Annotated in this window: 19 protein-coding genes; 2 read left to right on the forward strand and 17 right to left on the reverse strand. The window is 74.9% G+C overall.

All coding sequences use genetic code 11. The features are described 5' to 3' along the window. Positions 1-86: 86 nt before the first annotated feature. Positions 87-3,089: a helix-turn-helix transcriptional regulator gene (locus ACYVO2_RS26315; protein ID WP_461010478.1), complete on the reverse strand. Its 3,003-nt coding sequence runs from the start codon at positions 3,087-3,089 to the stop codon at positions 87-89. 135 nt (positions 3,090-3,224) lie between these two features. After that, positions 3,225-3,386: a hypothetical protein gene (locus ACYVO2_RS26320; RefSeq protein ID WP_461010479.1), complete on the reverse strand. Its 162-nt coding sequence runs from the start codon at positions 3,384-3,386 to the stop codon at positions 3,225-3,227. A gap of 432 nt (positions 3,387-3,818) precedes the next feature. Between ACYVO2_RS26320 and ACYVO2_RS26325 the strand changes: the two genes are divergently transcribed. Further along, complete coding sequence (locus tag ACYVO2_RS26325; RefSeq protein WP_461010480.1) at positions 3,819-5,852, forward strand: protein kinase domain-containing protein; 2,034 nt, start codon at positions 3,819-3,821, stop codon at positions 5,850-5,852. Positions 5,853-5,937: 85 nt separating this feature from the next. Here the strand turns inward: ACYVO2_RS26325 and gatB are convergent, their stop codons facing one another. The 13 genes from gatB to ACYVO2_RS26390 all read right to left on the reverse strand — a co-directional run bounded on the left by gatB (position 5,938) and on the right by ACYVO2_RS26390 (position 22,151). Next, positions 5,938-7,434: an Asp-tRNA(Asn)/Glu-tRNA(Gln) amidotransferase subunit GatB gene (gene gatB, locus ACYVO2_RS26330; protein WP_461010520.1), complete on the reverse strand. Its 1,497-nt coding sequence runs from the start codon at positions 7,432-7,434 to the stop codon at positions 5,938-5,940. Positions 7,435-7,467: 33 nt separating this feature from the next. After that, a complete protein-coding gene (locus tag ACYVO2_RS26335) occupies positions 7,468-7,707 on the reverse strand; it encodes a hypothetical protein (protein WP_461010481.1) in 240 nt (79 codons plus the stop codon). Continuing rightward, on the reverse strand, positions 7,704-9,197 hold the full coding sequence (gene gatA, locus ACYVO2_RS26340; RefSeq protein ID WP_461010482.1) for an Asp-tRNA(Asn)/Glu-tRNA(Gln) amidotransferase subunit GatA: 1,494 nt from the start codon (positions 9,195-9,197) through the stop codon (positions 7,704-7,706). Before gatA ends, ACYVO2_RS26335 begins: the two co-directional genes overlap by 4 nt. A 5-nt stretch (positions 9,198-9,202) precedes the next feature. Continuing rightward, a complete protein-coding gene (gene gatC, locus ACYVO2_RS26345) occupies positions 9,203-9,499 on the reverse strand; it encodes an Asp-tRNA(Asn)/Glu-tRNA(Gln) amidotransferase subunit GatC (protein WP_461010483.1) in 297 nt (98 codons plus the stop codon). 250 nt (positions 9,500-9,749) lie between these two features. Further along, complete coding sequence (locus ACYVO2_RS26350) at positions 9,750-11,924, reverse strand: putative bifunctional diguanylate cyclase/phosphodiesterase (RefSeq protein WP_461010484.1); 2,175 nt, start codon at positions 11,922-11,924, stop codon at positions 9,750-9,752. Positions 11,925-12,351: 427 nt separating this feature from the next. Next, entirely contained in the window at positions 12,352-14,601 is a 2,250-nt protein-coding gene (ligA, locus tag ACYVO2_RS26355; RefSeq protein WP_461010521.1) for an NAD-dependent DNA ligase LigA, read from the reverse strand. A gap of 126 nt (positions 14,602-14,727) precedes the next feature. After that, positions 14,728-15,738 carry a methionine synthase gene (locus ACYVO2_RS26360; protein WP_461010485.1) on the reverse strand — a complete coding sequence of 337 codons (1,011 nt, stop codon included), beginning with the start codon at positions 15,736-15,738 and terminating at the stop codon, positions 14,728-14,730. Positions 15,739-15,772: 34 nt separating this feature from the next. Next, entirely contained in the window at positions 15,773-16,450 is a 678-nt protein-coding gene (locus tag ACYVO2_RS26365) for an SDR family oxidoreductase (RefSeq protein ID WP_461010486.1), read from the reverse strand. 250 nt (positions 16,451-16,700) lie between these two features. After that, positions 16,701-17,879, reverse strand: coding sequence for a tRNA 2-thiouridine(34) synthase MnmA (gene mnmA / locus ACYVO2_RS26370; protein ID WP_461010487.1), 1,179 nt, complete (start codon positions 17,877-17,879; stop codon positions 16,701-16,703). A gap of 66 nt (positions 17,880-17,945) precedes the next feature. Then, positions 17,946-19,127, reverse strand: coding sequence for a cysteine desulfurase family protein (locus tag ACYVO2_RS26375; RefSeq protein WP_461010488.1), 1,182 nt, complete (start codon positions 19,125-19,127; stop codon positions 17,946-17,948). Positions 19,128-19,226: 99 nt separating this feature from the next. Further along, positions 19,227-20,096, reverse strand: a complete 870-nt coding sequence (locus ACYVO2_RS26380; protein ID WP_461010489.1) for a thioesterase family protein — start codon at positions 20,094-20,096, stop codon at positions 19,227-19,229. A 186-nt stretch (positions 20,097-20,282) separates the two neighbouring features. Next, complete coding sequence (locus ACYVO2_RS26385) at positions 20,283-21,245, reverse strand: electron transfer flavoprotein subunit alpha/FixB family protein (RefSeq protein WP_461010490.1); 963 nt, start codon at positions 21,243-21,245, stop codon at positions 20,283-20,285. 126 nt (positions 21,246-21,371) lie between these two features. Continuing rightward, positions 21,372-22,151, reverse strand: coding sequence for an electron transfer flavoprotein subunit beta/FixA family protein (locus ACYVO2_RS26390; protein ID WP_461010491.1), 780 nt, complete (start codon positions 22,149-22,151; stop codon positions 21,372-21,374). A 287-nt stretch (positions 22,152-22,438) separates the two neighbouring features. On the opposite strand from ACYVO2_RS26390, the gene ACYVO2_RS26395 reads away from it, so the two are divergent. Next, positions 22,439-23,956 (forward strand): DUF885 family protein, encoded by a 1,518-nt coding sequence (locus tag ACYVO2_RS26395; RefSeq protein ID WP_461010492.1) that lies wholly within the window; start codon positions 22,439-22,441, stop codon positions 23,954-23,956. A 569-nt stretch (positions 23,957-24,525) separates the two neighbouring features. Here ACYVO2_RS26395 and ACYVO2_RS26400 read toward each other — a convergent pair. Together ACYVO2_RS26400 and ACYVO2_RS26405 are read right to left on the reverse strand one after the other, a co-directional pair. Beyond that, positions 24,526-25,398: an enhanced serine sensitivity protein SseB C-terminal domain-containing protein gene (locus tag ACYVO2_RS26400; RefSeq protein ID WP_461010493.1), complete on the reverse strand. Its 873-nt coding sequence runs from the start codon at positions 25,396-25,398 to the stop codon at positions 24,526-24,528. Between the two features lie 112 nt (positions 25,399-25,510). Beyond that, positions 25,511-26,311, reverse strand: coding sequence for an enhanced serine sensitivity protein SseB (locus ACYVO2_RS26405; RefSeq protein WP_461010494.1), 801 nt, complete (start codon positions 26,309-26,311; stop codon positions 25,511-25,513). Positions 26,312-26,345: the final 34 nt, after the last annotated feature.

Consider the following 26,345-nt stretch of genomic DNA (forward strand, 5'->3'; position numbering starts at 1 on the left):
CCGCACACTGTCACTCAGTGCCAAGCCGAAGCCAGAATTCTCCTCCGCACCCACGGGCCCGGACCGCTCCGGGGCACCCGCGCCCCTCACGCCTCCGCGTACAGGCCGAGCCGGTGCGCCAGGGCCGCCGCCTCGCCCCGGCCCGCGACCCCCAGCTTCGCCAGGATGTTGGACACGTGCACGCTCGCCGTCTTCGGCGTGATGAACAGCTCCTCGGCTATCTGCCGGTTGGTGCGCCCGGCCGTCACCAGCCGCAGCACCTCCCGCTCCCGCCTGGTGAGCCCCAGCGCGGCGTCCGGCGTCACCGGCCGCTCCGGGCGGCGCTCCGCCGCCTCCTCCAGCGGGATGCGGGCCCGCTCCGCCAACTGCCCGATCTCCCGGGACAGGGCGCCCGCGCCCAGCCGCCCGGCCTCCCGCGCGGCCCGCCGCAGCGCCGCGCCCGCGCCCTCCCGGTCCCCCGAGCCGACCAGCGCCTCCGCCTGCCGGTAGCGGGCCAGCGCCAGCGGGTACGGCCAGCCGACGGGCTCCATCAGGGTCAGCGCGCGCGCCCACAGCGCCGGGTCGGCCCGGCCCTCGGCCCTGGCGAGCTCGCCCTGGACCATCACCGCCCAGGCCTGCCACACGGGAGCGGGCTGCGCCAGCCCCGCCGCGGCGGCGCGGATCGCGGCCAGGGTCTCCTCCCGGCCCTCCCGCATGGCCTGCACCCCGGTGGTCTCCGCCTCCGTCTGCGCGCCGTGGAACAGCAGCGGCCACGCGTACCGCTCCATGCCCGGCGGGAAGCCCTTGTCCACCGCCCGCCGCAGGTGCTCCCGCGCCTCGGCGAACCATCCGCCGTGCCGCGCCACGCGCAGCCTCAGGTCCGCCAGCGGCAGCGCCTGCTGCGGCTGGAGGTCGGCGCCGAAGCTCTCCAGGGCGCGGTCCAGGTACTCCTGGGCGCGGGGCAGGTCGCCGCGGCGCAGCGCGAGGTCGGCCCCGTGCGCCTCCAGCATGGCGCGCGTCTGCGCCGCCCGCACCCAGTCCATGGCCTGCGCGTACCGGTCGTCGACCTCCGCCCAGTCGCCCGTGGAGATCAGCGACTCCATCAGATTGCCCAGCAGGAACGCACCGTTGTCCCTGGTCAGGCCGTACTTCTCGGCGACGGCCGCGCCCTTGCGGGCCACCTCGGCGGCCTCCCGCGAGCGCCCGGCGCCCTCCAGGGTGGAGGAGAGGTTGATGTAGCCGCGCGCCAGCACGTCGGCGTCCTCCATGGCCCGGGCCCGCCGCACCACCTCCTCCAGCTCGGCGATCCCGCGCTCGAGCTGCCCCTGGAAGGCGTGCAGCACCCCGAGGGTGTTGCGCGCGTGCAGCTCGCCCGCCAGCGAGCCCACCTCGGCGGCGATCCGCATCGCCTCCTCCGCCGTGCGCAGGCTCTCCTCGGTGCTGACGTGCAGCGCCTCCCAGGCGGCGACCCGGTTGAGCACGTCCGCCCGGACCGCCGACGGCGGCCGTCCCTCCACCAGCCGGCGCGCCTCGAGCAGCTCCGCCCTGCCGTCGGCGCGCTGGAGCACCGTCACGGCCCGGGAGCGCTGGAGCCAGAACCACGCGGCGCGCTCCGGGTTCCGGCTCTCGTCGATGTGCCGCAGGGCGCGCTTGGACAGCTTGTACGCCCGGTCGTTGGCCCCGCCCCTGCGGGCCGCCACGGTGGCCTCGGCCAGCAGGTCCAGGAAGCGCATCTGCCCGTCCTGCCTGTCCCCGGCCGAGCCGCACATCGGGTACCCCTCGGCCGCGCCGTCCACCGTGCGCAGGGTGGCGACGGTCTCGTCCGAGGCCGACTCCCACAGCTCGAGCGCCCGCTCCAGCAGGCCGAACTGCTCGGAGTAGGCGCTGCGCCTGCGGGCGGCGACGGCGGCGTTCAGCACCGCGGGCAGCGCCTTGTCGGGGTCGTTGGCGTGGTACCAGTAGCTGGCGAGCCTGGCCTCGCGCTCGTCGGGGCGCACCAGGCCGGGCTGGGCCTCCAGCGCCTCGGCGAACCTGCGGTTGAGGCGGCTGCGCTCGCCGGGCAGCAGGTCGTCGCCCACGGCCTCGCGGACCAGGGCGTGCCGGAACCGGTACCCCTCGCCCTCGGGCGTGGGCAGCAGGATGTGCTCGCCGACCGCGGACCGCAGCGCCTCGATCAGATCGTCCTCGGGCAGCCCGGCCACGCAGGCGAGCAGCGGGTACTCCACGCTGGACCCGCCCTCGGCGACGATGCGCACCACCCGCTGCGCGTCCTCGGGCAGCGCCTCGACCCGCACCAGCAGCAGGTCGCGCAGGGAGTCGCTGATGCCCATGTCGCAGCCCGCGTGGATGTTGCAGGCCAGCTCCTCCACGAAGAAGGCGTTGCCCTCGGAGCGGCGGTAGATCTTGCCGACGAGGGCCTGGTCGGGCTCCTCGTTGAGGATCGCGGCGAGCTGGCGGGCCACCTCCTCGCGGGTGAACCGGGACAGCTCGATGCGCTCGACCGTGCGCAGCCGGTCGAGCTCGGCGAGGAACGGCCGCAGCGGGTGCCTGCGGTGGATGTCGTCGGCGCGGTAGGTGACCACGATGAGCAGCCGCCCGCGCTGCACCGAGCGGAACAGGAACGACAGCAGGTCGCGGGTGGAGCGGCCCGCCCAGTGCAGGTCCTCCACGGCGAGCACGATCGTGCGGTTCTCGGAGAGTCGCTCCAGCAGGTCCACGGTCAGCTCGAACAGCCGCCCGCGCCCGGCCTCGTCGTGCGACTCGCGCGCCGGCTCCCCCAGGTCGGGCAGGAGGCCGGCCAGGTCCGCCTCGTGTCCCGCGGCGGCCTTGGCCAGCTCGGGCCCGAGCTTGCGGTGCAGCATGCGCAGCGCCGTGACCAGCGGCGCGTACGGCAGCCCGTCCGCCCGTATCTCCAGGCAGCCACCGAGCGCGGTGACCGCGCCGGACTCGCAGGCGCGGGCCAGGAACTCGTCCAGCAGGCGCGTCTTGCCCACGCCGGCCTCCCCGCCGACGAGCAGCGCCTGCGGCCGACCGGCGTCCGCGCGGGCGAGCGCGCCGGTCAGCGCGGCCAGCTCAGCGGTGCGGCCGATGAAGACGGGACTGACGGACATGGTCTGCACGCCTTCGAGCATCCCACAGGGGTCCGACAGTCCCGGCTTGGTTTTCCCCGGGCGAACAGCGGTTCCCTGGGCTTCCTCGGTACGGGGGTTCATCGGGACCCACGGCGGCCTGTGCCGGTGCCGCGGTCAGGCCGCGGTGGTGAACCGGTCGGTGGCCGTGTTCTTCCGGTCCCGCTGCCGGCGGGCCTCGCGCCGGGTCTCCCGGACGGCCTGCCGGGCCAGCCGCTCCCGGTCGGCCCGGCGGAGCAGTTCTGCGGCGATCTCCTGGTGCAGCTCGTAGTGGAACATGGCGCGTCCTCACCTCTTCCGGCTCCGGAGCCGTTCCCCGGTGCCGGGATCAACCCTCCTCGCCAAGGCGGGTACGGCACATCGGGAGACTGCCTGATCTCGGCCCGCCCTCGCGCCTTAGGCCGGACGGACCGGGGGCCCTAGGACTCCCCCGGGGGTGCTTACCCGGAGCCTGCTCGTGCGGCGGGGCGCCGGTAAGGCGCCCCGCGGCGCGGGTCCCGGGGGCGGGCCGGTCCGCGGTGCGGGCGCCGCGGAGCCGTGGCGCCTCCGGCCGTCGCCGTCCGTGGCGTATCGGTTGCGCGGCTGTTGCACTGCTCGCGTTGACCGGACCCCGGCGCACGCGCCAAGGTGAACTGCCCCGGTCCTGCCCGGATCTCATGGGACCTCAGCTTTTCCGCGTCAACCTCGCTCGTGAACGGGAGCAGCCTGCGCATGGACAACAGCTTGTACCTCGGCCCGGACACGGCCCCCGACCGCTACCGGCTGGTCCGCTCCATCGGCAGGGGTGGCGAGGCCACGCTGTACCTGGCGGAGATCCAGTTGGCCGGGGGCGGGGAGCCGGTCGTGGTGAAGGTGCTGGACTCCAAGGTGACGCTGTCCCCCGAGCACTTCGCCAAGGTGAGCGCGAAGTGGCACGAGCAGGCCGAGCTGCTGCGGTTCGTGCACCGGCTGGGGGTCGTCGGGGTGCGCGAGCACTTCGAGGGGCCGCCCACGCACCGCAAGGGCACGGGCGACGACACCCCCGGCCGCGCCCTGTACCTGGTGATGAACCACGTCGACGGCCTGGACCTGCGCGACTGGCGGGCCGAGCGGACGCTGGAGTCCCCCGCCGAGCGCCGGGAGGCCATGCGCTGCCTGGAGCAGTTGGCCGACGTGCTGGACTGGCTGCACTCCGGCAAGGCCACCCCGTCCGGGCGGACCGTGGTGCACGGCGACCTGTCGCCCGGCAACGTCATGGTGGACGCGAACGGGCAGGCCACGCTGGTGGACTTCGGCCTGAGCAAGCTGACTGCGGAGCACCAGACCGCGGAGGTGTGGTTCACCCCGGGGTACGCGGCCCCCGAGGTCTTCGAGGGCAAGCGCTCCCCGGCCACCGACCGGTACGCGTTCGCCGCCATCGCCTACTTCCTGCTGAGCGGGCAGTCGCCGCCGAGCACTCCGGAGCAGCTTCGCGGGGCGTTCGGCGCGCTGCCGCACCTGGCGGCGCTGGACCCGGAGCGCGCGGAGCGGATCCTGTCGGCGTTCGCGGCCGAGCCGGTGCAGCGGCCCGACACCCTCTCGCAGTGGGTGCGCGACCTGCGCTTCGCGGTGGTGTCGACCACGTCGGCGACGGCCGCAGGCCAGGCCGTGGCAGGCGGGGCCGGGGCGGGCAGGGCGGCGGCCGCCGACCGGCCCGAGGACGCGGCGCCGCCCGTTCCCGCGGCGCCGCCCGCCGACGCCGTGCCCGCGCCGCCGCCGTTCGGCCTGCCGATCACCGCCTCCTCCGCGCCATCGGTGCCGCCGCCGGCGACCGTGCCGCCCACGGCCCGGCCGGAGCCCGCCGCGGCAGCCGTCCCGCCTCCGCCCCCGGCCGGACCGCCGGTCACCGGGGCACCGGTCGCCGGGGCACCGGACACGCAGCCGCCGGTTTCACAGCCGTCCGTCGCGCAGCCGCCGGCCGCCGAGCCGCCGCCGGTGCGCGCCTTCCCGGACCCGGCGGCCCCTCCTCCGCCCGGGCCCGCCCCCGCGCCCGAGCCGTTGGCGACCCCGGCGCCGCGGCCGGCTCCCGAGCGGGGCCGCCGCCGCGGCCTGCGGGTGGCGCTGGCGGTGCTGGCCGTCGTCGCGGTGGCCGGTGCCACGGCGGCGGGCATGAAGGCGATGGAGGACGACGACCCGGGGACCCAGGCCGGCGCGAAGGCCACCACCACGGTCACCCACACGGTGACGGAGCAGGCGCGCAACGGCGGGCAGGACACCGGCGAGGACACCGGCACCGACGGCGGGGCGGACGGCGGGAACGGCAGCACCAACCCGTCCCTGGGCGCGGACGACATCGTCGACGACGGCACGGACGGCAGCCGCGGGGCGCCGCCGGCCGACGGCGACACGGTGGGCCTGACGACGCTGACGCCCCTCGCCTCCGACGGCTTCACCGTGAAGGTCGCCGCCATCGACGGCAAGGACTACGACGACGCCTTCGTCGGCGAGAACGACTGTAGCGGCTCCATGGAGTTCAACCTCGACCGCTCCTACTCCACCCTGGAGATGACCGCGGGCATCGAGGACAACTCCTTGCACGACAACGCGCAGTTGACCGTCACCGTGGACGGCGAGCGGCTGATCAACGAGGGGCTCACCCTGGGCAGGACCAACCCGATCACCCTCGAGCTGAACAAGGGGCTGCGGATGAAGATCGAGTACAGCGACCCCGACGACAGTTGCTACTCCGGGGTCGTGGTGCTCGGCAGCCCGATCCTGAAGAAGTAGGCGCCGGGCCGGCCGCCGGCACGGCCGCGGGGGCGGCCCTCCCCGGGTGGGAGGGCCGCCCCCGCGTCACGAGCCGGGGCCCCGGTCACTCGCCGGGGGCGAGGCGCTCCAGGATCAGCTCCTTCACCCGGGCCGCGTCCGCCTGGCCACGGGTGGCCTTCATCACGGCGCCGACCAGCGCGCCCGCCGCCGCGACCTTGCCGCCGCGGATCTTCTCCGCGACCGCGGGGTTGCCCGCGATGGCCTCGTCCACGGCCGCGGTGAGCGCGCCCTCGTCCGAGACGACCTTCAGGCCGCGCTTCTCCACGACCTGCTCCGGGTCGCCCTCGCCGGCGAGAACGCCCTCGATGACCTGGCGGGCCAGCTTGTCGTTGAGCGAGCCGTCGGCGACCAGCGCCGCGATCCGCGCCACCTGGACGGGGGTGATCGCCAGCGCGCTCAGCTCCACGCCGTCCTCGTTCGCCCGCCGGGCGAGCTCGCCCATCCACCACTTGCGCGCGGCGTCCGCGGTGGCCCCGGCCTCGATCGTCGCGACGATCGGGTCGATGGCGCCCGCGTTGAGCACCGACTGCATCTCGTGGTCGCTCAGGCCCCAGTCGGACTGGAGCCTGCGGCGGCGCTCGCTCGGCAGCTCGGGCAGGGTGCCGCGCAGCTCCTCGACGTAGGAGCGGTCCGGCGCCACCGGCACCAGGTCGGGCTCGGGGAAGTACCGGTAGTCCTCGGCCTCCTCCTTGACCCGGCCCGGCGTGGTGCTGCCGTCGTCCTCGTGGAAGTGCCGGGTCTCCTGCACGATCCGGCCGCCCTCCTTCAGGACGGTGGCGTGCCGCTGGATCTCGTAGCGCACCGCGCGCTCCACCGAGCGCAGCGAGTTGACGTTCTTGGTTTCGCTGCGGGTGCCGAACGTCTCGGTGCCGATGGGGCGCAGCGACAGGTTGGCGTCGCAGCGCAGTTGCCCGAGCTCCATGCGGGCCTCGGAGACGCCGAGCGCCCGGATCAGCTCGCGCAGCTCGGCGACGTAGGCCCGGGCCACCTCGGGCGCCCGGGCGCCCGCGCCGACGATCGGCTTGGTGACGATCTCGATGAGCGGGATCCCGGCCCGGTTGTAGTCCAGCAGCGAGTGCTCCGCGCCGTGGATGCGGCCGGTGGCCCCGCCCACGTGGGTGGACTTCCCGGTGTCCTCCTCCATGTGGGCGCGCTCGATGCCGACCCGGAAGGTCTCGCCGTCCACCTCGACATCCAGGTAGCCGTTGTAGGCGATCGGCTCGTCGTACTGGGAGATCTGGTAGTTCTTCGGCATGTCCGGATAGAAGTAGTTCTTCCGGGCGAACCGGCACCTCTCGGCGATCTCGCAGTTCAGCGCGAGGCCGATGCGGATCGCCGACTCCACCGCCGTGTGGTTGACCACGGGCAGCGATCCGGGCAGGCCGAGGCAGGTCGGGCAGACCTGGCTGTTCGGCGGGGCTCCGAAGGCCGTGGCGCACCCGCAGAACATCTTGGTGCGCGTGCCGAGTTCGACGTGCACCTCCAGACCCATCACCGGGTCGTACGACGCCAGCGCGTCCTCGTACGACACCAGGTCCATGACGGTCACAGTCCTCTTCACCCTCTCCCCGGCTCAGCCGGCCAGGACATCGTCGCTGTCGAGGCTGCGCAGCTCGCGCACGAGCAGGGCGACGCCCGTGGCGATGGCCGCGGCGCTGACGACCGCGTCCACCAACTGGAGCCGGTCGCCCTCCCCGCGGGCCGTCTTCGCCTGCTTCAGCACGCTGACCGCGCCGAACAGCGAGGTCGCGATCGACAGGTAGGTGCCGGTCTTGCTCTTCTTGAAGTTCTTCACCTTGCTGAGGGCGCTCACAGTGACGGTGCCTCCTCGATCAGCGGGTGGCCCCAGCGGGTGTTCAGCGCGGCCTCGACGGCGGCGCCCACCCGGTAGAGCCGGTCGTCGGCCATGGTCGGGGCGATGATCTGGAGGCCGACCGGGAGCCCGTCCTCGGGCGCCAGGCCGCACGGCACGGACATCGCCGCGTTGCCCGCCAGGTTGGCCGGGATGGTGCACAGGTCGGCCAGGTACATCGCCATGGGGTCGTCCACGCGCTCGCCGATCGGGAACGCGGTGGTGGGCGTGGTCGGGGAGACCAGCACGTCCACCCGCTCGAAGGCGGCCGCGAAGTCGCGGGAGATCAGCGTGCGCACCTTCTGCGCCTGCCCGTAGTAGGCGTCGTAGTACCCGGAGGACAGCGCGTAGGTGCCGAGCATGATGCGGCGCTTGACCTCGGGGCCGAACCCGGCCTCGCGGGTGAGGGCGGTGACCTCCTCCGCGGAGCGGGTGCCGTCGTCGCCGACCCGCAGGCCGTAGCGCATGGCGTCGTAGCGCGCCAGGTTGGACGAGGCCTCGCTGGGGGCGATCAGGTAGTACGCGGGCAGGGCGTAGCGGAACGCCGGGCAGGAGATCTCCACGACCTCGGCGCCGAGCTCGCGCAGCAGCTCCACGGCCTCCCGGAAGCGCTGCTCGACACCCGGCTGGTAGCCCTCGCCGCCGAACTCCTTGACGACGCCGACGCGCGTCCCCTTCACCTCGGCCCGCCGCGCGGCCTCGACGACCGGCGGGACCGGGGCGTCGATGGAGGTGGAGTCCAGCGGGTCGTGGCCCGCGATGACCTCGTGCAGCAGGGCCGCGTCCAGCACCGTGCGGGCGCAGGGGCCGCCCTGGTCGAGGGAGGAGGAGAAGGCGACCATCCCGTAGCGGGAGACGGCGCCGTAGGTGGGCTTGACGCCGACGGTGCCGGTGACGGCGGCGGGCTGGCGGATCGAGCCGCCGGTGTCGGTGCCGATGGCCAGCGGCGCCTGGTACGACGCCAGGGCGGCCGAGGAGCCGCCGCCGGAGCCGCCGGGGATGCGGGTGAGGTCCCAGGGGTTGCCGGTGGGGCCGAAGGCGCTGTTCTCGGTGGAGGACCCCATGGCGAACTCGTCCATGTTGGTCTTCCCGAGGATGACCACGCCCGCCTCCCGCAGCCTGCGGGTGACCGTGGCGTCGTAGGGCGGGATCCAGCCTTCGAGGATCTTGGAGCCGACGGTGGTCGGCACGCCCTTGGTGGTGAAGATGTCCTTCAGGGCCAGCGGGACGCCGGCCAGCGGGCCGAGCGGCTCGCCCTTGGCGCGCCGCTCGTCCACGGCGCGGGCGGCGGCCAGGGCGCCCTCGCGGTCCACGTGCAGGAAGGCGTGGACCTTCTCGTCCACCGCGTCGATCCGGTCGAGGTGGGCCTGGGCGACCTCGGTCGCCGAGGTCTCGCCCGAGGCGACGGCGGCGGCGGTCTCGGCCGCGGTGAGCCTGGTCAGGTCGGTCATGGCGGTCACTCCTCCCCCAGGATCCGCGGCACCCGGAAACGCTGCTCCTCCGCGGCGGGGGCGCCGGTCAGGGCCTGCTGCGGATCGAGCGACGGCCGGACCTCGTCGGGCCGCGTGACGTTCGTCAGCGGCAGCGGGTGCGACGTCGGCGGGATGTCGTCGGCCGCGATCTCACCGACGCGGGCGACCGCGTCGATGATCGCGTCGAGCTGCTCGGCGAAGTGGTCGAGCTCTTCGTCCTTCAGCTCAAGACGCGACAGCCGGGCGAGGTGGGCGACCTCCTCGCGCGTGATGCCAGGCATGCAGCGATCCTCAGGGTGAGTGTTCGGGGGGCTGGTGTCTTCTGCGGCCAATCCTAGGCGCTGCGCCCACCGGTTTTTTCGTTGTCCACAGGCGGCCCCGCCGCCGGCCGGTTCCGCCCGTCCACAGGGGCTTGACAGCGCGGCCGGGCGGGAGCCCCGGGGCCGGGCGGGCGCGGGCGGTGCCGCGGGGCGCGGCGCGGCGGCGGCACGGCGGCGCGTGGGGCCGACTCGGGCCCGGGGACCGGCCGGCTCAGGGGCGGGGCCGGGCGGCGGAGCGGCGCGTCGTCTGCGCCGTCTCGGCCGTCGAGGGCTGGAACGGGCCGTGCTGGCGGGGGAGCTGCTTGGCCGGTGCGCTCTGCACGGCCGGGGTGTTCTGCACCGTCGCCGCGACGGGCGCGCCGACCCCGCGGCTGCGCAGCCACGCGGTGGTCTCCTCCGGCGGCATGGCGGCGGCCACCAGCCAGCCCTGGACCGCGTCGCACCCCAGGTCGCGCAGCCGCTCCCAGGTGGCGTCGTCCTCCACGCCCTCGGCGACCACGACCAGGCCCAGGGAGTGGGCCAGCTCCACCGTGCACCGCACGATCTCGGCGTCCTCGGCGTCCACGGCCAGCCGGGCCACGAAGGAACGGTCGATCTTCAGCTCGCTCACCGGCAGCCGCCGCAGGTGCACCAGCGAGGAGTAGCCCGTGCCGAAGTCGTCCAGCGACATCCGCACCCCGTGGCCGGTCAGCCCGGCGAGGGTGTCCGCGGCCCGCTGCGGGTCCTCCAGCAGCACGTGCTCGGTTATCTCCAGTTGCAGCGAGCTGGCGGGGACGCCGTGCCGGGCGAGCCGGGCGGCCACCGAGCCGGCGAAGCCGGGGCTGTGCACGTCGCGCGGGGAGACGTTCACCGCGACCGGCACGTCGAACCCGTCCGCGCGCCAGCGGGCCACCTGGCCGAGGGCGCTCTCCAGGACGTACTCGGTGAGCTGCGGCATGAGACCCGAGGTCTCGGCGAGGGTGACGAACTCCTCGGGGTTCACCCGGCCCCGCTCCGGGTGGACCCAGCGCACCAGGGCCTCCAGGCCGGAGACCTTGCCGTCGAAGGACACCTTCGGCTGGTAGTGCAGGGCTATCTCGTTCGACTCCAGGGCCCGGCGCAGGTCGCCGAGCAGGCCCAGGCGGTCGGGCGTGTTGGCGTCGCGGGAGGACTCGTAGACCTCCACCCCGCTGCGGTCCCGCTTGGCCTGGTACATCGCCACGTCCGCCCGGCGCAGCAGGCCCTCGGCGTCCATGGCGTGGTCGGGGAACACGCTGACCCCGGCACTCGCGCCGAGGACGAGGGTGAGGCCGTCGAGGTTCAGCGGGGCGTTGAGCCCGGCGACCAGGGAGCGGGCGACGCGCTGGGCGCGGGTGGTGGAGTCCGCCGTGGGCAGCAGCACCGCGAACTCGTCGCCGCCGAGCCGCGCCACCTCCGCGCCGCGGGGCAGCGAGGAGCGCAGCCGGTCGGCGACCTGGAGGAGTAAGCGGTCCCCGGCGAGGTGGCCCAGGGTGTCGTTGACGGAGCGGAACTTGTCGAGGTCTATCAGGACGAGCGCGGCCCGCTCCCCGTGGTGCTCGGCCTCGTCGAGGGCCACCCACACCCGCTCCAGCAGCCACTGCCGGTTGGGCAGCCCGGTCAGCGGGTCGCGGAGCTGTTCCTCGGCGCGGGCCCGGACCATCCACAGCGTGCTGTCGAGGGCCATCAGCGGGACGGCGAACAGCGGCAGCAGCACCGGGCGGTGCGCGGCCACGGCGGCTATCAGCGGGGAGATCCCCAGCAGTGCGACGCCGACCATGCCGTGCCGCAGGATCTCGGTGCGCAGCACGGTGCGCAGCCCGCCCGCGGGCGGGGCGGTGGCCAGCCACAGCAGGCTGCGGGTGACCACCAGGTAGGTGAAGGCCGCCGAGACCACGGCGGGCACGGACGCCGCGTCCCACTCGACGGGTAGCCAGGGCTGCTCCACGGAGGGCCGGACGCCGAACAGGGCCAGGGTCAGGGCGGCGACGCCTATGCCGAGGATGTCCACGGCGCCGCGCAGGCACGCCTCTCTCCAGCGGTGTCTGCGGGCGGCGCCGACCAGCACCACCACGGCCAGGCTCACCAGGGCGGCGGGGACCCATCCGTGCAGGAGCAGCACGGCCAGGGTCAGGGCCGCCCCCGACCCGGCGCCGCCCCACCAGCGGTCGCGGCCGAGCGCGACCAGGTGGCCGACGACGAGCCCGGTGAGGATGGCGAACGCCCAGCCGACGGAGCCCGCGGGGAACAGCGCGCGCTCGTCGTGGAGCAGCCTGAAGACACCGACGGCCAGCGTGACGGCTCCCGCCGCGGTGACCGCCGTCGGGACGGCGGGCAGGGCGGCCCGGCGTGCCGCGCACTCCGGCGGAGAGCTGTCCCTCATTTCCATGCCCGTCCCTCTCGCAGCCTGTGGGCCCTCAATCAGTCCAAGGGTGTCGTGCCCGCGAGGCGGCAGAAGGTAGCCGTTGACAAGCGGATGCAGGCGCGCAACCTCAACAGTAGGCCGGATCCGGCGGCAGGGGGCACCGATCCGAAGCGGTTGCCCAAATGCAACCCGCCCACCCCTCTAGCTCTGATATGCGCCGTTCGAGAGATCCGTGAACCTGTTGAGCTGCACTGATTACTCTTCGGCTCGTTCTTGCCCCTGCTGCGGGCGGGCTGACGCCGCCTCGGCTGACGCCACCGCATCGGATCCACTCCCCCCGGCGAGCCGTTACCGGTCGAAGACGGGCGCCTGCGCGCCGGGCCCGGGCGGGGGGCGGGGAGCCGGGTTCCCGCGCCCGGTCCCGGCGGCCCGCCGTCCCCTCGACCCCACGTCAGGCGCCCTGGCCGGCCTCCGCCGCGCCGCCCTCGGCCTCCTCCGCCGCCTCCTGCTGCGCCTCCGCCCGGTCCGCCTCCTCCGCGTCCTGCGCCTGCGCCGCGACCCTCGCCCGGGCCGCGTCCGCGCCCTCCGCGAGGAGGACGGCGAATCCGTCCTCGTCCAGAACCGGCACCTTCAGTTGTACGGCCTTGTCGTACTTCGTGCCGGGGTTGTCGCCGACGACGACGAAGTCGGTCTTCTTCGACACCGATCCGGTGACCTTGGCGCCACGGTCCTGTAGCTCCTCCTTGGCGCCGTCCCGGGTGTATCCGGCCAGTGTGCCGGTGACCACGACGGTGACGCCCTCCAGCGGCCGCGGCCCCGTGCCGAAGCCCTTCTCCTCGAGCCGGACGCCCGCCGCGCGCCACTTCTCGATGATCTCCCGGTGCCACGGCTCGGCGAACCACTGCTTGACGGCGGCGGCGATGGTCGGCCCCACACCGTCGGTGTTGGCCAGCTCCTCCTCGTCCGCCTCGATGATCCGGTCGACGGAGCGGAACTCCCTGGCCAGCGCCTGCGCCGCGGTGGGGCCCACGTGCCGGATGGACAGGCCCACCAGCAGCCGCCACAGCGGGCGCTCCTTGGCCGCCGCGATGTTCTCCAGCATCACCAGGGTGTTCTTCTTCGGCTCGCCCTTCTGGTTGGCGAAGAAGGTGACCACCTTCTCCTCGCCGGTCTTCGGGTCGAGCTTGGGCTTGCCCGTGTCCGGGTCGAGCACCTTCACCTTGATCGGCAGCAGCCGCTCGACGTCCAGGTCGAACAGGTCGCCCTCGTCCGCGAGCGGCGGCTCGGCGGGCTCCAGCGGCTGGGTGAGCGCGGTCGCGGCGACATAGCCCAGCGCCTCGATGTCCAGGCTGTTGCGCCCGGCGAGGTAGAACAGGCGCTCGCGCCGCTGGGCCGGGCAGCGCCGCGCGTTGGGGCAGCGCAGGTCCACGTCGCCCTCGGCGGCCGGCGCCAGCGGGGTGCCGCACTCCGGGCACGCGGTCGGCATGACGAACTCCCGCTCGCTGCCGTCCCGCAGGTCCACCACGGGGCCGAGGATCTCCGGGATGACGTCGCCCGCCTTCCGCAGCACGACGGTGTCGCCGATGAGCACACCCTTGGCCTTGACCACGTCCTGGTTGTGCAGGGTGGCCATCTCCACCTCGGATCCGGCCACCTTGACCGGTTCCATCACCGCGTACGGGGTGACGCGGCCGGTGCGGCCCACGTTGACCCTGATGTCGAGGAGCTTGGTGTTGACCTCCTCCGGCGGGTACTTGAACGCGATCGCCCACCGGGGCGCGCGGGAGGTCGAGCCGAGGCGCCCCTGGAGCGCCACCTCGTCCACCTTCACCACCACGCCGTCGATCTCGTGCTCGACGTCGTGCCGGTGCCTGCCGAAGTGCTCGATGAACTCCTTCACCTCGTCGATGGTGCCCGCGACCTTGTTGTGCCTGGCGGTGGGCAGGCCCCACTCGCGCAGCAGGCCGTAGGCGTCCGACAGGCGCTCGATGGACAGGCCCTGCCTGGCACCGATGCCGTGCACCACCATGTGCAGGGGTCTGGTCGCGGTGACTCTGGGGTCCTTCTGGCGCAGGGAGCCGGCCGCCGCGTTGCGCGGGTTGGCGAACGGGGCCTTGCCCGCCTCCACCAGGCGGGCGTTGAGCTCCTCGAACCTCTCCATCGGGAAGTAGACCTCGCCGCGCACCTCGACCAGGTCGGGGACGTTGTCGCCGGAGAGATGGTCGGGGATCTCGGCGATGGTGCGCACGTTGGGGGTGATGTCCTCGCCGGTGCGGCCGTCGCCGCGGGTGGCGGCGAGGACCAGCCTGCCGCGCTCGTACGTCAGGTTCACCGCGAGGCCGTCCACCTTCAGCTCGCACAGGTAGTGGACGGCGGACTCGCCGATCTCCTTCACCACGCGGTCGTGCCAGGCGTCGAGCCCTTCGTGGGTGAACGCGTTGTCCAGGCTGAGCATGCGCTCGCGGTGCTCGACCGGGGTGAACTCGGTCTCGTAGCTCCCGGCGACCTTCTGGGTCGGCGAGTCGGGGGTGCGAAGCTGCGGGTGGCGCTCCTCGATCTCCTCCAGCTCCCGCAGCATGCGGTCGAAGTCGGCGTCGCTGATGATCGGCGCGTCCTTGACGTAGTAGCGGAAGCGGTGCTCCTCGATCTCCTGGGCCAGCACGGTGTGCCGCTCCTGGACGTCGGCGGGGATCTCCGACACGACGCCCGCCTCCTGACCGTCCGCGCCTTGTTCCCGAGCCACTGTGAGTCCTTCCGTCTGCCGATGCCGACTGCTGCGACGACCGCTCGGGACGCCGGCCCGGAGAGCCCGCCCACTCGGCGGTGACTACTCCGGGTTGTCGACGAGTGTCTTCGCCGCCCGGGCGCACACGGCGAGCGCGGACCGCGCGTAGGCCGGGGAGGCCCCCGCGAGACCGCACGTCGGAGTGATCGCGACAGCCCTGGGGAGAGCCGCCGGATCCAGCCCCAACCTGCGCCACAGCTTCCGGACACCATTGACGCTACCGCCCGGGTCCGACAACGGCGCATCGGTGCCTGGTACGACACCGGCGAACAGCACGGTGCCCGCCTCGACGGCTTCTCCGATCATGTCGTCGTCACGCTCGGTGAGCAAACCGAAGTCCAGCGAGACGGCGTCCACCCCGGCGGAGCGCAGCAGCCCGACCGGCACCTGGGAGGCGCACGAGTGCACGACGACGGGTGCGCCGACGGCGTTCACCACCTCGCGGACGGCGCTCTCGGCGATCTCCCGCTCCACGGCCCGGTGGCTGCGGTAGCCGCTGGCCGTGGCGACCCGGCCGGCCAGCACGGCGCTCAGCGAGGGCTCGTCGAGCTGCACGACCACCCGCGCCCCCGGCACCCGGCGGCGGACCTCGGCCGCGTGCAGGCGCAGCCCCTCCGCCAGCGAGGCGGTGAGGTCGCGGCAGGCCCCCGGGTCGCCGAGCGCCGCCTCGCCGCTGCGCAGCTCCACGTTGGCGGCCAGCGTCCACGGCCCGACCGCCTGGATCTTCAGCGGCCCGGTGTACCCCTGGGTGAACTCCTCCAGCGCGTCCAGATCCTCGCGCAGCCAGGCGTGGGCGCGCCGGGTGTCCCGGCCCGGCCGGTCGGAGAACCGCCAGCCGGACGGCTCCACACGCGCGTACAGCTCCACCAGGAGGCCCAGGGTGCGCCCGGTCATGTCGGCGCCGGGGCCGCGCGCGGGCAGCTCGGGCAGGTGCGGGAGCACCTCGAGCGACTCGACGACGACGCGCACGCTCTCGCGGACGTCCGTGCCCGGCATGGATCCGATGCCGGTGGCGACGCCTTCCGGCCAGGTGAAACTCTCGTCACTGCTCACCCGGGCAGGGTAGCCACTTCCCGGCGCGGGTCCGCTACGCGCCCGGGCGCACCGTCACGTCGGTCATCTCGGCGTCGCGCGGCAGGTCGAGGGCGGTGAGGATGGTGGTGGCCACGGACTCGGGGGCGATCCACTCCTCCGGGTCGTAGTCCATGCCCTCGTAGGCGTGCACTTTCTCCTGCATGGGGGTGGCGGTGCGGCCCGGGTAGACGGAGGTGACCCGCACCCCGTTGCCGTGCTCCTCGGCGCGCAGGGAGTCGGCGAGGGCGCGCAGGCCGTGCTTGCTCGCGGCGTACGCCGCCCACTGGGGGTTGGCCCGCAGCCCGGCGCCGGAGTTGACCAGGACGACGTGGCCGCGGGCGGCGCGCAGCGCGGGCAGGGCGAGCCGGGTCAGTTGGGCGGGCGAGACCAGGTTGACCGCCAGGACCGACGTCCAGGTGGCGGCGTCCATCTCCGCGACGGGGCCCAGATCGCCCACGCCCGCTATGTGCAGCAGGGAGTCCAGGCGCTCCGGCAGGGTGAGCTCCTCCAGGCTCTCGGGCCGGGCCAGGTCGGCGACGAGCACCTGGCTGTTCGGGAACCGCTCGGCGAGCTCCTTGGCGCGGTGCCCGCTGCGGGCGAGCAGGACCAGCGCGTCCCCGCGGGCGGCGAGCCGGGCGGCCACCACGGCGCCGATGCCGGAGCCGGCACCGGTGATCAGATGCGTCTTCATGCCTCATGCGTACCACGCGGCCGCGGGCGCATGCGGCGGCCTGTGGACGGGCCCGCGGCCGCGGGCTCCCGGCGCCCCGGAGTTTTCCACAGGCCGGGGACGGGGGTGGAGGACCGTCCGACCCGTCACCTAACGTGTGCGATGTCGGACCGAGCGTGACTCCGGAGGGGGAGGCATGGCCAAGTCACGGGGAGCCGCGGACCGCGGGGCCAGGACCGGGTGGTGGCGTGCCTGGCGGGAGCGCCGGCGCCTAGGCGTCGACGGTGGCGCGCCGCGTCGTGGCGATGGTCGCGGAGCCGACCACGCGGGTCCCGTCGTACAGCACGACCGCCTGTCCCGGGGCAACGCCGCGGACGGGTCGGCCGAGCCGCACCCGCAACTCGCCGCCGAGCAGCTCGGCGGTCACGGGCACCTCGCCGCCGTGCGCGCGCAACTGCGCCGTGTACGAGGCCGGCCCGGCCGGGGGCTCGCCGCACCAGCGCGGCTTCGTCCCGGTGAGCGCCACCACGTCGAGGGCGGCGGCGGGGCCGACGGTGACGGTGTTGTCCACCGGGGAGATGTCCAGCACGTAGCGGGGCTTGCCGTCGGGGGCGGGGTGCCCGATGCGCAGGCCCTTGCGCTGGCCGACGGTGAAGCCGTAGGCGCCGCTGTGGGTGCCAAGCCTGTTGCCCTCGGTGTCCAGGATGTCGCCCTCGGCGGTGCCGAGGCGGCGGGCCAGGAAGCCCTGGGTGTCGCCGTCGGCGATGAAGCAGATGTCGTGGCTGTCGGGCTTGCGGGCCACGGCGAGCCCGCGGCGCTCGGCCTCCGCCCGGATCTCGTCCTTGGTGGTGTCGGTGTCCCCGAGCGGGAACATGGCGTGGGCGAGCTGCCGGGCGTCCAGCACACCGAGGACGTACGACTGGTCCTTGCCGTGGTCCGCGGCGCGGTGCAGCTCGCGGCGGCCGTCGGGGGTGCGCACGATCCGGGCGTAGTGGCCGGTGCAGACCGCGTCGAAGCCGAGGGCGAGCGCCTTGTCCAGCAGCGCGGCGAACTTGATCTTCTCGTTGCAGCGCAGGCACGGGTTGGGCGTGCGGCCCGCGGCGTACTCGGCGACGAAGTCCTCGATCACGTCCTGGCGGAAGCGGTCGGCCAGGTCCCACACGTAGAAGGGGATGCCGATGACGTCCGCGGCGCGGCGCGCGTCGCGGGCGTCCTCCACGGTGCAGCAGCCGCGCGCCCCGGTGCGGAACGACTGGGGGTTGCTGGACAGCGCCAGGTGCACGCCGGTCACCTCGTGCCCGGCCTCGGCGGCGCGGGCGGCGGCCACGGCGGAGTCCACGCCGCCGGACATGGCGGCGAGCACCCGCAGCGGGCGGGCGGCGCCGGGCTCCTCCCGGCCGGGCGCGGCGGAGGCGTGCGGGTCGGCGGGTGCGCCGGGGAAGTCAGTCATGGTCCGTCCAGGGTAACGAGGCCGCGCCGCGCTGCGTACCGGTCACCCGGGCCCCGCGGCCCGGGGTCATCCCGCGGTGCAGCGCTCCGTGGCCCGGCGGGCCCGCTCCACCACGGGGCCGATCGCGCCGGCCACCGCGTCCACGTCGCCTGCCGTGGAGGTGTGGCCGAGGGAGAAGCGCAGCGAGCCCCTGGCCCGCTCGACGTCGGCGCCCATGGCCAGCAGCACATGGCTGGGCTGGGCGACCCCGGCGGAGCACGCCGAGCCCGTGGAGCACTCGATGCCCTGGGCGTCCAGGAGCAGCAGCAGCGAGTCGCCCTCGCAGCCGGGGAAGGAGAAGTGGGCGTTGGCGGGCAGGCGCCCCTCGGGGGAGGGGTCGCCGTTGAGCACCGCGTCCGGCACGGCGTCCAGCACCCTGCGCACCAGATCGTCGCGGAGCGCGCCGGCCTCGCGGGCGAAGTCCTCGCGCCGGGCGGTGGCCAGCTCCGTGGCGACGGCGAACGCGGCGATCGCGGGCACGTCCAGGGTGCCCGAGCGCACCTCGCGCTCCTGCCCCCCGCCGTGCAGTTGGGGAACGGGCTTGTGCTCGCGGCCCAGCACCAGGGCGCCCACACCGAGCGGACCGCCGACCTTGTGGCCGGTGACGGTCATCGCGTCCAGGCCGGAGGCGGCGAAGTCCACCGTCACCTGGCCGAGCGCCTGCACGGCGTCCGCGTGCAGCGGCACCCCGAACTCGTGGGCGACGTCGGCCAGTTCCCGGACCGGCATGATCGTGCCGACCTCGTTGTTCGCCCACATCACGGTGGCCAGTGCCACGTCGTCGGGGCAGGCGGCCAGTGCCTGGCGGAGCGCGTCGGGCCACACCCGTCCGTGGACGTCCACCGGCAGCCACTCCAGCCGGGCGCCCTCGTGCTCGGCGAGCCAGAGCACCGCGTCCAGCACGGCGTGGTGCTCGACCGGGCTGACCAGCACGCGGGTGCGCCGCGGATCCTCGGCGCGGCGTGCCCAGTACAGGCCCTTGACGGCGAGGTTGTCCGACTCGGTGCCGCCGCCGGTGAAGACGATCTCGCTGGGCCGGGCCCCGAGCGCGCCCGCGAGTGCCTCGCGGGACTCCTCGACCACCCGCCGGGCCCGCCGCCCTGCCGCGTGCAGCGAGGAGGCGTTCCCGGTGCGGCCGAGCTGCTCGGTCATCGCCTGGACCGCCTCGGCGAGCATCGGAGTCGTGGCGGCGTGGTCGAGGTACGGCATGATGCGGCCATCCTAGTCGCCGGAGCGGGACCGGCCGGGGCAGGACCGGCCAGCGCGGCCCGGTGCCGTCCGGCCGCCTCCGGCCCCGGGCGCCCGGGGTCAGCGGGAGCGGCGCGGCGCCCTGGCCAGTTGCCGGGACTGGGCGACCAGGCGGCCGGCGCCGTCCCACACCTCGGCGTCCTCCTCCAGGAAGCCGCCGGCGTGGTTGCGGGTGGTGACGGCGACCCGCAGCGGGCCGGGCGCGGGCTTCGCCCGCACGTGCACGGTGAGCTCCACCGTGGGCACCCAGCCGCGCATGCCGAGGTCGAACGCGGTGGGCGGCAGCGCGTCGGCGGCGAGCAGCAGCGTCAGCGGGTCGTTGGGCCGTCCGTCGGCGAGGTGGAACCAGCCCCTGATCTCGCCCCGGCCCGAAGGCTGGCCGACGGCCCAGCCCACCGTGGCCGGATCCATGCGCAGGTCGATGCGGTCGATGAGGCCGTTGAGCTCCTTCGGCCCGAAGACGCCCTCGGGGGCGGCGTCGGCGCCCACGCACCGGTCCCGGGGCGGCAGGTCCGGCGGCGCGGCGGAGGTGTGCACGTCCGCCGGGAGCGCGTCCAGGTCCCCGTGGTGGGCGATGACGCGCAGCCGCTCCACCTCGTTGCCCTCGGCGTCCTTCTGCAACAGGCTCGCCTGACCGGTCGACATCGAGCGCCCGGTGCGCACGACCTCGGTGCGCACCACGGCCGGGCCCGGGGTGGAGGGCGTGAGGTAGTAGGCGGTCACCGACAGCGGGTCGGGGTGCGGCAGCACCCGGGCGAGCGCGCGGTCGGCGAGCGCCAGCAGGTAGCCGCCGTTGACCCCGAGGCCGATCGTCCAGCCGGCGGAGAACTCCGCGTCGAAGACGAACGGGTCGTCCGGGCGCGGGACGACCGCGGTGTCCCGGTCGAACTCGCTCTCGCTCAACGGGAGTTCGGCAGCGGATCGGGACATGCGGGCGCCTTTCGGGCTCGGTCCGGGCTCACGGCCGCGGACGGATGGGACATGGGGGTTGCGAAGGCGGCGGACGGTGCGGGAGCGGGACGGCCCCGCGCGGGGCGGTGCCCGGCGGCGGGGGCGGAGCCGGGCCCCGGGGTGAGGGCCCGGCTCACCGTACCGCGCTCTCATGAGGCGGCGGGGTCAGCCCTTGCGGGCGGCGACCTCCTCCGTGGCCTGCGGCAGCACGTCGAACAGGTCGCCGATGACGCCGAGGTCCGCCAGGTCGAAGATCGGCGCCTCGGGGTCCTTGTTCACCGCGACGATGGTCTTGGACGTCTGCATGCCCGCGCGGTGCTGGATCGCGCCGGAGATCCCGGCGGCCACGTAGAGCTGCGGGGAGACGGTCTTGCCGGTCTGCCCGACCTGCGACTGGTGCGGGTACCAGCCCGCGTCCACCACGGCGCGGGAGGCGCCGACCGCTCCGCCGAGGGCGTCGGCCAGGGCCTCGACCACGGGGAAGTTCTCCGCGGCGCCCACGCCGCGCCCGCCGGAGACGACCACGGACGCCTCGGTCAGCTCGGGGCGGCCGGTGCGCGGCTTGACGACGCGCTCGGCGATGGTGGCGAGCCTGGCCGCGGCGGACAGCTCCACGGTGACGTCCACCCGCGCGGCTTCGGCCGGAGCGGGCTCGGGTTGCACGGCGTTGGGGCGCACGGCGACGACGGGGGTGCCGCGGGTGACCCGGGAGCGCACCACGGTGGTGCCGCCGAAGACGGACTGCTCGGCGACCAGGCCACCGTCGGCCGCGGTCACGTCCACCGCGTCGGTGAGTACGCCGGAACCGGTGCGCACCGCGAGACGGGCGGCCACCTCCTTGCCCTCGGCCGTGGCGGGCACGAGGACGGCGGCGGCGCCGGAGTCGGCCACGAGCCGGGCGAGCACCTCGGCCTTGGGCGCGACCGGGTGGGCGGTGAGCTCCTCGGCGTCGGCCACGTAGACCTTGGCGGCGCCGTACTCGGCGAGCCGGTCCCGGGCCGCGTCGAAGCCGGGGCCGACGAAGACGGCGGCGGGCTCGCCGAGCGCGCGGGCCTTGGTGAGCAGTTCGAGGGTGACCTTCTTGACGTCCCCGTCGAGGTGGTCGACCAGGACCAGGATTTCAGCCATGGGGATCTCTCCAGACAAAGGGGCAGCGGGCGGGCGGGCTCGCGTCGGGGGCGGGCGCCGCTCGCGTCGGCGCGGGCCCCGGGGGGCCGGGCATCCCGCCGCGGAAGCGGCGGGACCCGCGGGGGGTCACAGGAGCTTGCGCTCCGCCAGGAACGCGACGAGCTGCCTGCCACCGTCGCCCTCGTCCTTGATGATCTCGCCGGCCGTGCGCGGCGGGCGCACCGCGAACTCCTCGACGGCGCTCCAGGAGCCGGCGGCGCCCACCTCGGCGGCGTCCAGGCCCAGGTCCGCCAGGTCGAGCGTGGTGACCGGCTTCTTCTTGGCGGCCATGATCCCCTTGAACGAGGGGTAGCGCGGCTCGTTGATCTTCTCCACGACGGAGACGAGGGCGGGGAGCCGGCCGGTCACCACGTCGTGGCCGTAGTCGGTGAGGCGCTCGACGGTGATCGCGTCGCCGTCGATCTCGACCTTCTGCGCGAAGGTCATCTGCGGCAGGCCGAGGCGCTCGGCGAGCATCGCGGGCACCAGCGAGGTCCGCGCGTCGGACGCCTCGGAGCCGAGAACGACGAGGTCGAAGTCCAAGTCCTTCAGGGCGGCGGCGAGCACGGCGGAGGTCACCGCGGCGTCGGAGCCGTGCAGCGCGTCGTCCACCACGTGGACACCCCGGTGGGCGCCCATGGACAGGGCCTTGCGGAGGGTCTCGGTGCCCTGGTCGGGCCCCATCAGCAGGACGGTCACCTCGCCGTCCGTGCGCTCGGCGATGAGGAGCGCCTCCTCGACGGCGAACTCGTCCATCTCGTTCATCACCGCGTCGACCGCCTCGCGGTCGAGCGTCGCGTCCTCGGCTCGCAGGGTCTTCTCGGACGCGGTGTCCGGCACCTGCTTCACACAGACGACGATCTTCATGGGGGCAGACCGACCTCTCGAGACGGAGTTGCGGGACCACCCCCGCAGGGCGGACCGTCCTTGACCGCGATTATGTTACCCATGAGTAGCCACGCCCGGTCCAGCCCTGCCCGGCCCCGGGAGCACGTGATGTCAGCCACTGCCGGACGGCCGCGGGCCGGGCGGGCCGTGCCTCCCCGGGCGTCGGGGAGAAGTGCCCGCCGCCCGGCGCGGGAGGCGGTGACGGATGTGTTCCGGCCGGTGACGAGGCATCGCCGGGCGGCCCCGGGGAGGGTTACCTTCGGTCCATGGATGATCGACTGCGCGCGGTGTGCGATCTGATGATCCCCACCGTCCGCGAGATGGCGGGGCTGCACGAGTACGACGGGCGGGTGCAGGACCTGTCCCCCGAGGGGGTGCGGGCGGGCCTCGCGGCACTGGAGCGGGCCGGGCGGGACGGGGCGCCGCGGGGCGACGCCCACGACGAGGCGCATCTGGCGGTGTTCGAGGAGGCGCTGCGGGTGCAGTTCGCGGAGCTCGAACTCCACCGCCGCGACCCCTACCCCCACCTGGCCAACCTCGAACTGACCGTGTACGACCGCGAGTACGCGCCCGAGGAGGAGCGCGCCGAGGCCCGGCGGCGGCACCTGGCGGCCTGGCCGGACGCCGTGGACGGGGCCATCGCCTCACTGGACCGGTTGTCCTCCCCGGTCGCCGGGGCGCTGCTCGGCGCGGTGCAGGGGCTCGGCGCCGACCTCGCCCCGGACCGGGGCCCGGAGGAGGCGGCGGCGCTGAAGGCCCTGGACCGGCTGGTGGCGCACGTGGCGCGCGCCGCGGAGTTCGGCGACCCCGACGCCCGGCTGGGCGGAGCCGCCCTGGCCGCGCTGATGGGCAGCCAGGAGGGCGTCGCGGTGGACCTGACGGAGCTGGCGGCGCGGGCCGACGCGGAGCGGGAGCGGCTGTCCGCGCTGCTGGCGGAGGGGTGCCGCGCCCTGGACCCGGCGCGCCCGCCGGAGGAGCTGCTGCCCGGGCTGCTGGCGGACCACCCGGCCGCCGACGAGGTGGTGGCCGAGGCGGCGCGGCTGACGGACGAGGTGCTCGCCTTCAGCCGGGAGCGGCGGCTGGCCCCGCACCTGGACGGCGAGTGCCGGGTGGGCCTCGCCCCGCCCTCGCGCCGGTGGTCGGCGGCGATGATGACGTGGGCGGGCCCGCAGGAGGCCGACGTGCCGTCGTGGTACCACGTCACCCCGCCGGAGCCGGACTGGCCGGAGGAGGAGCGGCGGGGGTGGCTCCAGTTGTTCAACCGCACCAGCCTGCCGTCGGTGACGGTGCACGAGGTGGCTCCCGGCCACTACGCGCACGGCCGTTCGCTGCGGCGGGCGCCGACACCGGTGCGGCGGCTGCTGCACTCGCTGTCCTTCGCCGAGGGATGGGCGCACTACGTGGAGGAGGTCTGCATGGAGGAGGGGTTCCGCGCCGGGGACCCGCGCTTCGCGATCGGGGTGGCCCTGGAGGGGCTGACCCGGGTCACCCGGCTGACCTGCGCGATCGGCCTGCACACGGGGGCGATGGACGTGGCGGAGGCGACGCACCGGTTCATGGCCGACGCCCACCTGTCCCGGGCGGCGGCGGCCTCGGAGGCCCGGCGCGGCACCTTCGACGCCTCCTACGGCCGCTACACCTGGGGCAAGCTCGAAATCCTCGCCCTGCGGGACCGGGCCAGGGCGTCCTGGGGCCGGGGCTTCTCCCTGGAGCGCTTCCACACCGCCCTGCTGACCCTGGGCAGCCCACCGCTGGGGCTGATGGACGCGGCGCTGAAGGAGTGAGGGAGAGGGGGTGAGGCCCGCCCGGGAGCGGCGGCCGCGAGGGGGAGCCTCGCGGGGGGGGGAGGCTCTCGGGGGGAAGCTCGCAGGGGGCGTCGGAGAGGACGACGGGCGGCCGGGGTCTGTCGGGCCGGACAGGCGCGGGTGGGCCGGGGTGCGGCCTGGAGAGGGGGGACGGCTGGGCAGTCGGGCACCACAAGACGGAGCAGGGCGGAGACGAGTACGGGCAGCCGGGCTGTCACCGAACCTCAGGCTGTCACCGCACCTCAACCACGGCCACCGGACCGCACGGACTGCGCCACCCCCGGCGCCCCGGTCCTGTTCGCCGACAACGGCAGGCAGGCGGAGGCCGCGGCCGCGCTGGTGTCACCGGGCGAGCGCCTCGGGGTGGCACCCCACACCCCGTCGGTGCACCCGACCCGGCCGCACCCGGACCGGAGCACGCCCGCAGCCGGACCGGAGCATGGCCGCACCCGGGCCGCACCCGGGTTGGCCGCTCGGGCCACCCGCCCAACCGCGACCCGCCAGCCCCGGGCCGTCGGTCGCCGCCCGGCCGGGCCGGGGGCAGGTGGTCAGTACGTCCGTGGTGCGCCCGGCTGGCCCCAGCCCGGCTGGGCGGGCCAGGCCGGGTGGGAGCCGGGGTGGGGCTGGGGCCAGGCGGGGCCGGGGGTCGGGGCCGGGCCGGGCGGTGCGGGGGCCGGGGCGGGGACGGCGCCGAACGCGTCGCGGTCGAAGAAGGGGCGCTGGACGGCCCGCATCCACATCACCACGGGGTCGTACTCGTCGGCCATGACCACGGTGGAGACCGGCAGCCCCTCGGGGGCGGCGACGACGGAGCGCTGCATCATCTGCCGGGCCGCCTCCATCGACTGCGGGCCCGGGTCGTACAGGTCGAGGCCGATCGCCAGGTACGGCTCGCCGAGCGCGGGCTGCACCCAGGCGCGGCGCAGTGAGCGGACCACCGGTGTGTGGTGGGCGTTCTGCGTCAGCAGCGCGTAGAACTGCGCCAAGGGGAGGGCGGGTTCGCTGAGCCGCAGCGGGCCCGCGGGCAGCCGGTCCAGGCCGGAGGCGATCCGGCGCAGGTCGAGCCAGGGGATGCCGACGCCGCCGCCGGGCGCGTGCGGGTTGAGCCACAGGCCCCAGCGGGTGCGGAACAGGGAGCGGGCGATGGCGCGGCCGGAGACCACCTCGTGGGCGCGGTTCCACCCGCTGGCGGTCAGCTCCCGGGCGGAGGTCACGCACGGGGCGTAGCCGTAGCCGTCCACGTCCATGTTCCCGTACTGCGCGTCGGGCGAGCCGGGCTGCCCCTGCCAGAGCAGCATCCACACCTCGCCCTCGGCGAGGGCTCTCAGCAGCGCCTCGTAGGCGTCGTACCGGCCCGGCGCGACCTGGCGCAGCAACTGCTCGACCTGGCCGGCCGCCGCCGCACCACCTCCCGCGCTCACTGTCGCACCCGCCCCTCTCCGTCCGAAGTCGAGTCCCGCGCACGGGTGTGCGCCCGCCGCCATCCAATCAGGTTAAGGGTCGGCGGCAGGCCCTTCCCCGGGGAGTCGGGGGTCAGTCCCTGACGTAGAAGGGCTCGACCCGCTCCAGCATCCAGTCGCCGACCGGGTCCTGGGCTATGTCGAGCAGCAGGCAGTTGACCGGCCACGGCAGCGGGACGGCGCCGAGCGCCCGGCCGAGCGCCTCCATGGCGCCGACGCGGTCCTCCTCCCGCCAACTGTCCAGTTCCACGCCCACGAACAGCGCCGGGGACTGCCCCTCCACGCTGGCCAGCGCCCGGCGCGCGGAGAGCACCACGGGGGTGACGGCGAACTCGCCCGCGGCCGTGGCCAGGAAGTCCACCGGCTCGTCCACCAGGTCCGGCTCCCACAGCCGCACCCGGGCCCCGGGGCGGGCCGCCCCCGCCTCCTCGTGCCCGGTCGGCCCGCTCGCCGCGGTCCGCGGGTCCACGGCCGGGCCCCGGCACAGCTCGACGACGGCCTCCGGCGGCACGGGCACGCCCACCGCGCCGTCGGGGTTGACGGCCACCCCGACCTGGGGCGGCAGGCCGCGCGCGAACTCGTGGCAGGGCGCGACCGCGAAGGACATCCCGCCCGCGGCGCGGCGCAACTGCTCCTCGGAGCTGAAGACGGGGACGTAGGGCACGCCGCCGAGGTCCATGGTGGGCAGGTCCAGGTCCCGGCTGTCCGGGCCGCCGCCCGACGGCAGCGGGATCCACACCGGGGAGCGGGACAGCACCTCCAGCAGCCGGGCCGTGGCCTCGGGCCGGCCGAGCGAGGCGGCCAGCACCTGCTCCAGCTCGTTGCAGGGGAACCCGGCCGCCGGGTAGCCGCTCTCCTGTGCCGGGATGCTCATCGCGCCACTCACCGTCTCCGCCGCTCCGCCCCCG

It is taken from the genome of Streptomyces capparidis (genome assembly GCF_054782095.1).